Genomic DNA, 12,610 nt, shown 5'->3' with positions numbered 1-12,610 from the left:
GCTCCCAGGGCTCGGTACAGCGTGGAGCACCCGATGCCGAGGCGCTTGGCGATCGTACTGACCCGCTTCCCATGGGCGCGGCGGGCCCGGGCGCCGTACACACGTCGGAGTCACCGCGGGGGCGGCGGTCCCCCCTTCGGCCGTGCGCAGCGATGGCGGCCAGGCCGGCCAGGGTACGCGGCCGGCCAGCAGCCGGGAACTCGTCACCGCCGGAATAATCGCGAGCCATGTGATCACGGCCTGGGCAGGATGTTCCCGTGAACCATGTCCTGTGCGGCCTCGCCAGCAATCCGGCCCTGCCGTCTGATCTGGTCGATCGGCTGATCACGACTGCCGACGAGGACATCGCCGCGAATCTGACCGAGCGTGAGGACCTCACCCGCGCACAGGCGGTTGCGCTGGCCTCCCCTCCGATGTGAGGAAGATCCTCGCAGCCGACGCGGACATACCGGTCGTCGTGGAACTCGCGATGTGGACGACGCCGGACATGGCCGCCCGGCTCGCGGAGCATCCGCATGCCGAAGTCCGCCGTGCGGTGGCGGGCAACGAGGCGACACCGCCGGCGGTGCTGGCCGCGCTGATCACTGGCGAAGGGCTGCCCCCGGCGCGGCGGTGCCTGGTCTGCGACCGCGCGGAAACGCCGTTCACCCACGATCCGCATTGCCCCAGGCTCGACTGTGACCTGCCGCCCGGTGCCTCATGTGACAGCTCCCACGAGTCCACCGTTCACCAGATGCACGTGAGCGCGCTGTGGAACCCGGCCACGCCCACCGCGACCGTCATCGGCTTCGCCGACCATCCCTCGATGCTGCTGCGCTGGCCGCTGGCCGTTCGCACCGACCTGCCTCCGGAGATGTACGAACGCCTCGCCACCAGCCCGGAACCCGGTGTCCGTGCCGCTCTCGCCGAGAATCCCGCGATCGGTGACGGCCTGATCCGCGTGCTGGCCGCCGACTCCGACGCCAAGGTGGTCAAGTCCATCGCGCCGCACCCGGGCTTGTCTGAAGCTCGGCTACGCGCCATGGTGGACCGGCACGGGGTGCGGGTCGTGGCCAAGGTGGCGAAGAACCCGGACGCCTCACCGGCGTTGCTGGAGGACCTGACCCGGCACCGGCCGCTGGTGCCAAAGGCGTTCCGTGAGGTCGCCCGGCACCGCAACGTGACGGCTCCGGCGCTGCTGGCTTGCTTGTCAGAGCGGCAGGCCCGATGCATCGCCGCAGGTCATCCGGCTCTGCCGTCACAGGTCATCGTCGAGTTGCTCGCCGATGACGACGGGCAAGTGATGGAGGCGGCGGCCGCCAACCCGGCTCTGCCGCCCGCGGTGATGGCGAAGCTGGTGTCCTAACCGAGCAGGGGCACAGCCGCTGCCCCGTCGATGGGTCCATGGCCGGATTGGTTGCGGCCCTGCATATCGGCCCATAGCCCCAGGTCGCCCGTGCACACAACTACGGAATCAACAGCCGTGAGTCCTCGTGGAGCCGTCCCGGAAACGACCGTTTCCGAGACGGACCTACGAGAGACGGTCAGCCGGCGATGGGTGGCGATATCCCGTAACGTAGATATAATTGATGCGTCAATCAGAAAGGGTCCCATGACGGAGGACACACCGCGGCGGCAGAGGGGACGCCACCTGCCGAGCGCAGAGGAGCGGCGGATCTGGCGGGACTTCATCGAGACGGCGGATGCACTCCGCTCCGAACTCTCGTCGCGGCTGCAGAGCGAGTCCTCGCTGTCGCCGGGCGACTACGCAGTACTACTCGCCCTCAGCGAGTCGCAGGGGCAGCGGATGCGCTCCTCCGAGCTCGCGGCCCACATCGGCTGGGAACGCAGCCGCCTGTCCCATCACCTCGCCCGCATGGAGCGGCGCGGGCTCATCCGCCGCGAGGAGTGCGCCACCGACAACCGCGGAGCCGAGGTCGTGCTCACCCCGACCGGCGCCGAGACATTCCGGCGTGCCACAGTTCCGCACCTGCGCGCCGTCCGCGAACTCTTCGTCGACGCGCTTACACCAGACCAACTCCTCGCGGCAGGCGAGATCGCCGCGACGCTCCGCACGCGTCTTCATTCGTCCCGCCGGGTCGATGCCGGCATTGAGGATCTCCCAGACAGTGGACGCGGCGACCTTGACGCCGAGGACATGTAGCTCACCGTGGATGCGCCGGTAGCCCCAGCCATTGTTCTCCCGCGCCGAGCGGAGTGCCAGGCTGCGGATCGACCGGACCGTGGGTGGCCGACGCGCTGGGAATTGTGAGCGTGACGTGCGGCGATCAGGTCACGGCGCCAGCGCAGTACGGGTGAGGGTCGACTGACTGCGGCCCTGGATGCAGAGCGCCCGTGGCTATGAGTGATCATTGCGGTCTCGGCGCACTTGATCATCATGGGGCCACGGGCGTGGACAACGATACGACGTTGCTGCTCCCTGGACGGCGGCCTATGCCCAGGTCATCGCCGACCGGGGCATGGGCCGCCGCGCAGCGCTACTTGGCGCTGGGGGTCTCACCGCGGAGCTCGTCCAGGAACCTGCCGAAGTTTCCTTCCGACCAGTGTTCGACGGACTGGCCTCCTACCACGCGGTCGATGGAGATGCCACTGAGGCTGACCTTGCGGCCGGACGGAGGGATTCCCAAGATCGTCCCTGTGTGGACACCCCCGAGGACCCAGCGTGTGACGACCTTGTCGCCTTCCGCGATCTGGTCGAGCACTTCCAGCTTGTAACCGGTGAGCGACGCCTTCAGTTCGAGGTCACCCTGGAGCCAGGCATCGCGGCTGTTGGGGCCGTCAAACCCGTGGAGCACCAGCTTCTTCGAGATATAGCGTTCGAAGCCGGCAGCCAGGTCCCCGTTGTAGCTGGCGTAGAACGCCGCGGCGACCTGCCTTGGCGACTTGGGGTGGTGGTGGGACGAGTATCCGGACGAGGCATCGTGCGATCCCTGGCTCTGCGCCTCGGCTGGGATGGCTATGGCAGCGCCGAGGGTGGCGGCGACGGCGAGGCCGGTCATGGCGCCGATCACCCTGCGCCTCTTGGGCACGGGGGCGAATGCGGCCTTGGGGGACTTCTTGGAGAACATGTGGCACTCCTGGGGGGGAGGAAGGGCGGCACCCGGCGGCGCGGCCCTGTAATTGACGTGTCAATTATTACACGACACTTAAGTGATGCGTCAACTATGCTTAGGCAAGTTAGGAGTCATCAGGGCTCTTCGCGCAGCTCGTCGATACGAGCGAGGTCGGCGGCCAGGCGTCGGCGGATCCACACGAGGTGCCCGGCGGCCTCGCTGGCGCGGCGGCCCGGTGGGCGGCCTAACAGCACGGGGGTGCCGCAGTAGCGGGCCGGTCGGCCGAGCTGGTAATCAGTTGGACGCTTGGTCGCGGCGTCGGCGGGCGGCGCGGATCTCGGCGTCGGCGACCTTGTCGTCCAGCAGCGCGTACGGCTGGGTGGTCTCGGCAGAAGCGTGGCCGAGGTGGCGGCGGACGGCCCGCCCCACATGATCGAGTAGACGTGTACGACCTTGGCGGCGTCGTTGACCACGTCATTTATGCAAGACGCACGCTTCCGCCAGGTCGCCCCGAGTGTTCAGGGTTTGGGGCGGTCAGGTCCCAGCGCCCGCGGACAGTCGGTGGGGACTTCGTATGCGGTGGCCGCGCCCGCCGCATCACCGGCCTGCCCCCGGCTGTGCGCCAGGTTGCCCCGGACGGCCGGTTCTGCTGCGAGGGGGACCGCGACAGAGCACCCGGGGTGGGCGCAAGCCGGACGCCCCTGGATCGGGGCCAGCGCCCACCCGGGCTGCCGACGTGAAGGGATGCCGTTAGACGCCCGCGCGGGACGGACGACGGATGCCGTGCTCGGCTGCCTGCTCCTCCCACTCCGCGGTCTCGCGCCCCTTCTCGACGTGGGTCTCCTCGATGCGAAGGGCGACGCCCATGGCGAAGAACGTCGGCGCCCACTCGCCCACGAAGAGGGCCCAGCGGTCCGCCCGGTCCAGCCCGGCCGACTCGTACTCCTTGGAGACGAACCATGAAGCGACCGAGAGGCCGATCGAGGCCATGCCGGCCATGTACATCATGTTGGAGCGTAGCCCCATCCGATGAAGGGTGCTGATCATTTCGTCCCCCTTGTGGTGATTTCTCCCTTTTTATCGATACCCGGCGGCCATGTCGTAACACGCCGAGGAGCAGCATGATCAAGCGCATAATCCCGAGTGGAGGGGTAGCGTGATCGCCGGACCCCTGGAGAAGTCGAGGAAGCCGAGGAAGTTCATGGAAGCGCTGGGCATCGACATCGGAGGCTCGGGGATCAAGGGCGCCACGGTGGACACCGTCGCGGGCCGGCTCACGCGAGAGCGGATCCGCATCCCCACCCCCGTCCCGTCGTCTCCCGCGGCCGTCGCTGAGACCGTCAAGCTGATCACCGAGCACTTCTCGTGGAGTGGTCCCGTCGGCGTGACCTACCCGGGGGTGGTCCGGGACGGGGTGATCCGGACGGCCGCCAACGTGGACCGCTCCTGGATCGGCGTCAAGACGAGCGAACTGTTCGGCGAGGACGTCGCAGTGCTCAACGACGCCGACGCGGCCGGCATCGCCGAGGTCGCCTTCGGCGCCGGGCGCGGCCATGCGGGGGTCGTGCTGATGCTGACCTTCGGCACCGGCATCGGCAGCGCGCTGTTCACCGGCGGCAGGCTGGTGCCCAACACCGAGTTCGGCCACGTGGAGATCCGCGGCAAGGAGGCCGAGCACCGGGCGTCCGATCACGCGCGGGAGGCCCACGACCTGAGCTGGGAGAAGTGGGCCGTCCACGTGGAGGAGTACCTCGTCCACATGCGCGACCTGCTGTGGCCCACCCTCATCATCGTCGGAGGCGGCGTCAGCAAGAAGGCGGACAAGTTCCTGCCGCTGATCGATCTCGGCGACACCCCGGTCGTGCCGGCCGTACTGCGGAACGAGGCCGGGATCATCGGCGCCGCCATGGCCGCGGTGGCCGGGCACACGGCTCCGGCGAGCTGAGCCCAGCTCTCGCGAAAACGGACCGTCGGAGGAAACGGCGGCAGCCGTACGGCATCAGCGCCGAGTGCGTCGACGACCAGGTCTCCGGTTTATCTCGGCCAATTTCAGTAAACCCCTTTTTCCTACTTGAACAGCATGGAATATTCGTGTCACGATGACGTCATGACTTCATGGCGAGGACTGACCGAGCGTCGTCACATCGATCTGCTCCGCGTCTGCGGCGCCGCCTGTTGATCGCCGGCTCCACCCCAATCCGGCAGACCGTCATCAGGCAAGGAGAATCGCGAATGTCCCATGTCATCGACTTCGCCGCACGCCAGCGAGAGCAGGGTCACGAGAAGGGCCGCAGCCCGGGCGGCGAGTTGCCGCCGATCGAGGAGGGGACCGTGCTCAGCGTGCTGCCGATCCCCGGGGTCGACGCCGCGCTCGTGATCGTCGGGCACATGGTGCCGATGGAGGGCGGACGGCAGGCGCTCGACGCCGTTCAGCTCTCGCAGGCGGCCCAGATCGCCCAATCCGCCCAGTTCACCGAGTCCTCCTCCCGGAGCGTTCCGAACACCCAGGCCGTACGGCAGGGCGAGCGCGGCCAAGGCGTCCACCTGCGGCACGCCCGGCCGGCCGGGCCGGTGGAGGACGTGGTCATCGACCGCGCGGCGCGCGTGGTGCGGGCGGACGGGGAGGAGATCGATCTGACCTTCAGGGAGTTCGAGCTGCTCGACTACCTGTCGTCCGCTCCGGGCCGGGTCTTCAATCGCCGCCAGCTCATGGCGGCGGTGTGGGACCGGTACGGCGACGAGGGCGCGCGGACGGTCGACGTCCACGTGCTCCGGCTGCGCCGCAAGCTGGGCCGCCACGCCGACCGGATCGTGACGGTGCGGAACGTCGGCTACAAGTACCAGCCGCCGCGCGGATAACCGCCGGGGTGGTGACTGACGGGCGGGGGCCCGGGGGAGCGGCTGAGGCGTGCCCCCGGCCGTCCCCACCGGCTGTACGCACCAAACGATCTTGATGTTGGAAAACGGTTGGCGGAGCGGTGGGGGCGGTTGCCTATCCTTGAGCATGGAATGAACATGCTCGCCGATCTCCAGAGCCGCCTGCCCGGCCTAATGCTGCGCGATGAGCGCAGGCTGCGCCGCCGTATCGACGGCATGCGCAAGGTGCGTGACGGTAAATCGCGCCAGGCCGTCGTCCGGGAAATCACCGGGGACATCGAGGCCGCCGAGCGGCGCGTCGCGGCGCGCCGGGAGGCCGTCCCGGTCCTCAGCTACCCGCCCGGCCTGCCGGTCAGCCAGCGCAAGGACGACCTGCTCGAAGCGATCCGCGACAACCAGGTCGTCATCGTGGCGGGCGAGACCGGCTCGGGCAAGACGACCCAGCTTCCGAAGATCTGCCTGGAGCTGGGCCGGGGCGTCCACGGGCTCATCGGGCACACCCAGCCCCGCCGGATCGCGGCGCGCACGGTCGCCGAGCGCATCGCCGAGGAGCTGTCGATCCCGCTGGGGGAGGCGGTCGGCTACAAGGTCAGGTTCACCGACCACTCCAGCGACGAGACGCTGGTCAAGCTGATGACCGACGGCATCCTCCTGGCGGAGATGCAGACCGACCCGCTCCTGCTGCAGTACGACACGCTGATCATCGACGAGGCACACGAGCGCAGCCTCAACATCGACTTCATCCTGGGCTACGTCAAGCAGCTTCTGCCGAGGCGGCCCGACCTCAAGGTCATCATCACCTCGGCGACCATCGACCCCGAGCGGTTCTCCCGGCATTTCCCGGCCTCCGGCACGGGGGAGGGCGCGCCGATCGTCGAGGTCTCCGGCCGGACCTATCCCGTCGAAGTGCGACACCGGCCGATCGAGGAGGACGACGACCAGACGCAGGCCATCGTCGACGCGGTGGACGAGCTGTGCGCCGAGGGGCCGGGCGACATCCTGGTGTTCCTCAGCGGCGAGCGGGAGATCCGCGACACGGCCGACGCGCTGAAGGGCCGCCAGGAGGAGGTCCTCCCGCTGTACGCGCGCCTGTCGGCGGCCGAGCAGCACCGCGTCTTCCAGAGCCACCGGGGGCGCCGGATCGTGCTGGCGACCAACGTGGCCGAGACCTCGCTGACCGTGCCGGGCATCAAGTACGTCATCGACCCCGGCGCGGCGCGGATCTCTCGGTACAGCCACCGGCTCAAGGTGCAGCGGCTCCCGATCGAGCCGATCTCGCAGGCGTCGGCCAACCAGCGGAAGGGCCGTTGCGGCCGGACCTCCGACGGCATCTGCATCCGGCTCTACTCGGAGGAGGACTTCGCCTCCCGGCCGGAGTTCACCGACCCGGAGATCCTCCGTACGAACCTGGCGAGCGTCATCCTGCAGATGACCTCCCTGGGCCTGGGCGACATCGCGGCCTTCCCGTTCGTCGAACCGCCGGATAGCCGCCAGATCCGCGACGGCGTCAACCTGCTGCACGAGCTGGGCGCGCTGACGGCCGCGTCGTCGGGCGACGGGCAGGCGGCCGCGCAGCGGGATGTCCGGGCGGGCGCGCAGAGGGGGGCCCAGCTCACGCCGCTCGGGCGGAAGCTGGCGCAGCTCCCCGTGGACCCGCGGCTGGCCCGCATGGTCCTGGAGGCCGACAGGAACGGCTGCGCCCGCGAGGTCATGGTCATCGCGGCGGCCCTGTCGATCCAGGACCCGCGAGAACGGCCGGCGGACAAGCAGCAGGCGGCCGACGAGAAGCACCGCCGCTTCGCCGACAAGGAATCCGACTTCCTGACATATCTCAACCTGTGGAATTACATTCGGGAGCAGCAGCGGGAGCTGTCCTCCAGCGCGTTCCGCCGGCTGTGCAAGTCGGAGTTCCTCAACTATCTGCGCGTGCGGGAATGGCAGGACATCGACAGCCAGATCCGGCAGGTCGCCAAGACCCTCGGCATCACGCCCAACAGCGTGGACGCCGATCCCCAGCGGATCCACCAGTCGCTGCTGGCGGGCCTGCTGTCGCACATCGGCGTCAAGGACGTCGAGGCCAAGCGCAGGCAGGACGGCCAGCGGCGGCCCATGACGGAGTACATCGGCGCCCGGAACGCCCGCTTCGCGATCTTTCCGGGGTCGGCGCTCGCCAGGTCCCAGCCCCAGTGGGTCATGTCGGCGGAGCTCGTGGAGACGTCGCGGCTCTGGGCCCGGGTCAACGCCAAGATCGAACCGCAGTGGATCGAGTCGCTCGCTCAACACCTCGTGAAGCGCACCTACAGCGAGCCGCACTGGGAGAAGGACCAGGCCGCCGTCATGGCCCTGGAGAAGGTCACCCTGTACGGCGTGCCGATCGTGACCGAGCGCGAGGTCAACTACGGCCGGATCGACCCGGAGCTGAGCCGCGAGCTGTTCATCCGCCACGCCCTGGTCGACGGCGACTGGCGGACCCACCACGGGTTCTTCCACGACAACCGCAAGCTGCTGCAGGAGGTCGAGCAGCTGGAGGAGAAGGCCCGGCGCCGGGACATCCTCGTGGACGACGAGACCCTCTTCGACTTCTACGACGAGCGGATCCCCGCCGAGGTCGTCTCCGGGCGCCACTTCGACAGCTGGTGGAAGAAGACCGCGGCCGCCACGCCCGGCCTGCTGACGTTCACCCCGGAGATGCTGGTCAACTCCAGCGCCGGGGTCAGCGCCCGCGACTACCCCGACGCCTGGCGGCAGAACGGGCACCGCATGCGGCTGACCTACCGGTTCGAGCCGGGCGCCGCCGGGAGAGCCCCCGACGGGGTGGCCGGCCGAGGCGCCGACGCGGCGGCTGACGGGGGAGCGCGGGGCGTCGCCGACGGCGTGACCGTGCACATCCCGCTCGCCGTGCTCAACCAGGTCGACCCCGCGGGCTTCGACTGGCAGATCCCCGGCCTGCGGGAAGACCTGGTCACCGCGCTCATCAGGTCGCTTCCCAAGCCGCTGCGGCGCAACTTCGTCCCAGCGCCCAACTACGCGAAAGCCGTACTGGAACACGTGGAGCCCGGCGGTGAGCCGATCCTCGGCGCGCTGGAGCGGGAACTGCACCGGATGACCGGCGTGACCGTGCCGCGCGAGGCATGGGCGCTCGACCAGGTGCCCGAGCACCTGCGGATCACCTACCGGGTGGTCGACGACCGGAAACGGACGGTCGCCGAGGACAAGGACCTGGAGGCCCTCAAGCGCCGCCTCGCCCCCAAACTGCGCGCCACCCTGTCGAAGGCGGCCGACGACCTGGAGCGCGACGGTCTGCGGAGCTGGACCATCGGCACGCTGCCCAAGGTCTTCGAGCAGGGCAGGATGCGGGCCTATCCGGCTCTGGTCGACACGACCGACAGCGTCGCCGTACGGATGTTCGAGACGGAGGCCGAGCAGCGGCGGGCCATGTGGGCGGGCACCCGGCGGCTGGTGCTGCTCAACGTGGTGAGCCCCGCCAAGGCCATCCTCCGCGGCCTCGCCACCGCCCAGAAGCTCGCCCTCAGCCGCAGCCCGCACGGGAGCGCCCCCGCGCTGTTCGACGACTGCACGGCCTGCGCCGCCGACAAGCTGATCGCCGAGGCTGAAGGGCCGGTATGGGACGAGGCCAGCTTCGAGCGGCTCCGCGATCACGTGCGGGCGTCGCTGTTCGACACGACCGAGGAGGTCGTCTCCAGGGTCGAGCGGATCCTCGCGACCTGGCACACCGCGCAGAACGGCGTCGACGGCCTCGCGGACGCCGTCGCCGACATCCGCTCCGACATCAAGGAGCAGCTCGGCTCGCTCGTCTACCCCGGCTTCGTCACCGCCGCCGGCTACGCCCGGTTGCCCGATCTGCACCGCTACCTGCGGGCGGTCGAGCGCCGTCTGGAGAAGCTGCCCGACGACCCCCGCCGCGACCGCGAGTGGATGCACCGGATCCACGACGTCGAGGACGACTACCGCGACCTGCTCGACCGGCTGAAGCCCGCCGACCGGGACGCGAAAGCCGTACAGGACATCCGATGGATGATCGAGGAATTGCGCGTGAGCTTCTTCGCCCAGCAGCTCGGCACGCCGACCCCCATCTCGGAGAAGCGCATCCGCAAGGCCATCGACGCGATCTAGCGTTCAATCTTCGCCCTGTCGCGATTAGGCGGGCCCAATTCAAACGAGAGGCAAGAACGTCGTCGAGTCCGGGCGTGACCTCTTCGGGGCCGCGGTTGCCCAGCCGGCTAATGCCCGACCGTCATTCGGGGTTTCGTCATCACTGGCAGGCGGACGGTTAGGCTGGATTCAATCTAGACCTCGATTGATGGGGAGACGGGCATGCGTCGAGCCCGGGTCATGATCATCGCGGTTACCACTCTGTCGGCGCTTTTGGGCATCGCGACCAATGTCCTCAGCAACGTGTTGCCGTCCTGGGTCGCCTACAATCGCCCAATAGTTGTGATCTTCACGGCGGCCCTGGTCATATGCGTGGCATGGCTGACGATTCGTCTTGACAACGCAGCGGAACCATCCGAGCGGGTCGGCGCGATGCTGCCTCGGGAGCGTGAAATCATGCTGGCGCGCGTCAGCCACGGCTGGATCGACGACGTGCTGTCACACTCGCTCGCCGCAGTGGTGCGAATTCAGCTGGGGCTGGCCGCCAGGCAAGACGCGGTGCGCCGCCTGGGCGGATTAGCGCTTCATCGCGCGGGCGGCCGCGGTGCCCCCTTGCCTCCGCAGACCACGGTCACCGACGTGTTCGATCGAATCGGTGGCGGTCTGCTGGTGCTCGGAGCACCCGGCTCCGGAAAGACGACCGCCATACTGGAGCTGGTCCGGGCGCTGGTCGAGCGCGCGCGGAGTGAACCGGATCTACCCGTGCCGGTGGTGTTCAGCCTGGCGTCGTGGGCTTCGTCGGCGCGCAAGGGTTCCGAGCTGATCCCGTGGCTGGTCGAGGAATTGCATACCGGCTATCGGGTGCCGCGTGCGACGGGGCAGATATGGCTGCAGGCCGAGGCGGTCCTGCCGCTGCTGGACGGGCTGGACGAAGTCCCCGCCGCCATGCGGGCAGCGTGTGTCCGCGCGATCAACGGTTATCGCCGGGAGCACGGGCTGACCCGGCTGGTGGTCACGTGCCGGAGCGCCGACTACGCCGGCCTCGGCGACCATCTGGAGCTCGAGGAGGCCGTCGAGCTCCTACCGCCGACACCGGAACAGGCCAGAGAATTTCTCGACCAGGCGGGAGTGCCCGAATCCGTCCGCGGTGACGTCCTTCTCGCGGGCATACGCGACGACGATGTGGCGACGGTCTTCCGATCTCCGTTGTTCCTCAATCTCGTGGCTCTCACCACTATCGGCGGGTTGAACGTGCCCCCGATGACAGGACACCCCGAGCAGTTTCGCGAGGCGTTGTTCGCGGCGTTCACCGACGCGATGATGCGCCGGCGGACGATTCCCTATTCGGGAGAGAAGACCCGGACCTGGCTTTCGTGGCTGGCCCGGCGGTTACGCGACCGCCAGCTCGCTTCTTTCAGCGTCGAATGGCTCCAGGCGGACTGGCTCGACCGGACTGTTTCGCGACGGCTGCTCGCGGTGCTGCCCGAGGTCGTCATATCAACTGTCGCCGCGCTGCTGATACTGGCCTGCCTGGGCGCGATGGGACGGCTCAGCCCGGGTTACGCGCTCGGCGCCTTCGTCGTAGAACTCAGCGGAGTGATCGCGGGTGTGATCCGTACGATCGCGACCGGCGGCCAGATCGTACTCGTCGAACAGGTGCACTGGTCGTGGGCGGCGCTGCGCCGCAGCAGTGCCAGGTTGATCACGTCCGGGCTTGTCATCGCTATGATCACCGCGATTGGCACTACCCTGTTCGCCGGATCTGCCGGCGGGATCGCCGCGGGGATCGGCGCGAGCGCCACCGGCATGCTCATCTGCGTCCTCGAATGCGCCCTGGTCACCGGGCTCGGCCCGACCCGGCAGCGCCCGGGTGAAGCGCTGCGTCGCTCCGCGCGACAGGCCGGTGTGCTCGGCGGGGCCGCGGGTCTGATCATGATCGTTGTCACGGCGATCTCAGTGAGGGCCGCGGGCCCCTACCCCAGCGGCTCCGACGGCGCGGACGCCGCCGGGTACGCGGTGATGGGAGCGCTCATCGGTCTCTTTCTGGGGGTTACCATCATCCGCCTGCTCGAACACGCCACGGACTTCACAGCCCGGCTTTTCGCCTACGCCGCCACGCGATGGAAAGGCGTCCTTCCTTCCAGCGTTGTGGCCGCGTTTCACGGGATATATCTCGGCGCGGCACTGTTCTGCATAGCGGTCGTCGTGGCGCTCATCACTCACGAGGGCGTGATCCTTCTGGACAGCCTCGCCCGAGTCCTCGACGCCGGCGGTATATCCAGCGCCGCCGCCCGGACGATTCTGGTCGTCATGCTCGGCGTCAGCGCACTGATCGCGGTCGGCGTGCGGTTCGGCTGGCGCGCGTGCCTGCAGCACTACTTGCTTCGCGCGCTCCTGGTCATCGAAGGGGTCGCTCCCTGGCGCTACACCCGCTTCCTCGACGTGGGAAGCGGCATCCTCCTCCTTCAGCGTCGAGGTGACTCCTACCACTTCATTCATCCGCTTCTTCGCGACCACTTCGCCGCGGAGACCAAGGCGCCTGTCTAAGCGGCCGAGGTGAATCGGGA

At 68.7% G+C, this 12,610-nt stretch carries 11 protein-coding genes; 8 read left to right on the top strand and 3 right to left on the bottom strand.

Going from position 1 to position 12,610, the window contains the following annotated elements; all coding sequences use genetic code 11:
* The first annotated feature begins 257 nt into the window (after positions 1–257).
* From ABH927_RS27485 to ABH927_RS27475, 3 genes are all read left to right on the top strand, one after another.
* Positions 258–419, top strand: coding sequence for a hypothetical protein (locus tag ABH927_RS27485; protein ID WP_370026218.1), 162 nt, complete (start codon positions 258–260; stop codon positions 417–419).
* The gene (locus ABH927_RS27480) at positions 416–1,345 is read left to right on the top strand and encodes a hypothetical protein (protein WP_370026217.1); all 930 of its coding nucleotides are present in this window, start codon (positions 416–418) and stop codon (positions 1,343–1,345) included. The genes ABH927_RS27485 and ABH927_RS27480 overlap by 4 nt, the downstream gene beginning before the upstream one ends.
* A gap of 246 nt (positions 1,346–1,591) precedes the next feature.
* Positions 1,592–2,143 (top strand): MarR family winged helix-turn-helix transcriptional regulator, encoded by a 552-nt coding sequence (locus ABH927_RS27475; RefSeq protein WP_370026215.1) that lies wholly within the window; start codon positions 1,592–1,594, stop codon positions 2,141–2,143.
* 334 nt (positions 2,144–2,477) lie between these two features.
* Here the strand turns inward: ABH927_RS27475 and ABH927_RS27470 are convergent, their stop codons facing one another.
* The 3 genes from ABH927_RS27470 to ABH927_RS27460 form a co-directional block, all read right to left on the bottom strand.
* The gene (locus tag ABH927_RS27470) at positions 2,478–3,068 is read right to left on the bottom strand and encodes an ester cyclase (protein WP_370026213.1); all 591 of its coding nucleotides are present in this window, start codon (positions 3,066–3,068) and stop codon (positions 2,478–2,480) included.
* A gap of 119 nt (positions 3,069–3,187) precedes the next feature.
* The gene (locus tag ABH927_RS27465; protein ID WP_370026211.1) at positions 3,188–3,526 is read right to left on the bottom strand and encodes a hypothetical protein; all 339 of its coding nucleotides are present in this window, start codon (positions 3,524–3,526) and stop codon (positions 3,188–3,190) included.
* Positions 3,527–3,803: 277 nt separating this feature from the next.
* Positions 3,804–4,100 (bottom strand): hypothetical protein, encoded by a 297-nt coding sequence (locus ABH927_RS27460; RefSeq protein WP_261583971.1) that lies wholly within the window; start codon positions 4,098–4,100, stop codon positions 3,804–3,806.
* Positions 4,101–4,254: 154 nt separating this feature from the next.
* On the opposite strand from ABH927_RS27460, the gene ppgK reads away from it, so the two are divergent.
* The 5 genes from ppgK (at position 4,255) to ABH927_RS27435 (ending at position 12,590) form a co-directional block, all read left to right on the top strand.
* On the top strand, positions 4,255–4,998 hold the full coding sequence (ppgK, locus tag ABH927_RS27455) for a polyphosphate--glucose phosphotransferase (RefSeq protein ID WP_370026285.1): 744 nt from the start codon (positions 4,255–4,257) through the stop codon (positions 4,996–4,998).
* A 135-nt stretch (positions 4,999–5,133) separates the two neighbouring features.
* A complete protein-coding gene (locus ABH927_RS27450; protein WP_370026209.1) occupies positions 5,134–5,232 on the top strand; it encodes a putative leader peptide in 99 nt (32 codons plus the stop codon).
* A gap of 53 nt (positions 5,233–5,285) precedes the next feature.
* The gene (locus ABH927_RS27445; protein WP_370026207.1) at positions 5,286–5,912 is read left to right on the top strand and encodes a winged helix-turn-helix domain-containing protein; all 627 of its coding nucleotides are present in this window, start codon (positions 5,286–5,288) and stop codon (positions 5,910–5,912) included.
* 150 nt (positions 5,913–6,062) lie between these two features.
* Entirely contained in the window at positions 6,063–10,064 is a 4,002-nt protein-coding gene (hrpA, locus tag ABH927_RS27440; protein WP_370026204.1) for an ATP-dependent RNA helicase HrpA, read from the top strand.
* Positions 10,065–10,283: 219 nt separating this feature from the next.
* A complete protein-coding gene (locus ABH927_RS27435) occupies positions 10,284–12,590 on the top strand; it encodes an NACHT domain-containing protein (protein ID WP_370026202.1) in 2,307 nt (768 codons plus the stop codon).
* The last annotated feature ends 20 nt before the right edge of the window (positions 12,591–12,610 follow it).

This window comes from Planotetraspora sp. GP83 (genome assembly GCF_041262585.1).
Taxonomy (GTDB): domain Bacteria; phylum Actinomycetota; class Actinomycetes; order Streptosporangiales; family Streptosporangiaceae; genus JAOEGB01.
Note: the sequence above shows the minus strand (reverse complement) of the source record. Positions and strands in the feature narration are given on the sequence as shown.

What these genes read in the sequence shown, in the direction of transcription:
- ABH927_RS27475 (WP_370026215.1), top strand. Translation starts at nt 1,592, where the DNA reads ATGACGGAGGACACACCGCGGCGGCAGAGGGGACGCCACCTGCCGAGC.
- ABH927_RS27470 (WP_370026213.1), bottom strand. Translation starts at nt 3,068, where the DNA reads ATGTTCTCCAAGAAGTCCCCCAAGGCCGCATTCGCCCCCGTGCCCAAG.
- ABH927_RS27460 (WP_261583971.1), bottom strand. Translation starts at nt 4,100, where the DNA reads ATGATCAGCACCCTTCATCGGATGGGGCTACGCTCCAACATGATGTAC.
- ppgK (WP_370026285.1), top strand. Translation starts at nt 4,255, where the DNA reads ATGGAAGCGCTGGGCATCGACATCGGAGGCTCGGGGATCAAGGGCGCC.
- ABH927_RS27450 (WP_370026209.1), top strand. Translation starts at nt 5,134, where the DNA reads ATGGAATATTCGTGTCACGATGACGTCATGACTTCATGGCGAGGACTG.
- ABH927_RS27445 (WP_370026207.1), top strand. Translation starts at nt 5,286, where the DNA reads ATGTCCCATGTCATCGACTTCGCCGCACGCCAGCGAGAGCAGGGTCAC.
- hrpA (WP_370026204.1), top strand. Translation starts at nt 6,063, where the DNA reads ATGAACATGCTCGCCGATCTCCAGAGCCGCCTGCCCGGCCTAATGCTG.
- ABH927_RS27435 (WP_370026202.1), top strand. Translation starts at nt 10,284, where the DNA reads ATGATCATCGCGGTTACCACTCTGTCGGCGCTTTTGGGCATCGCGACC.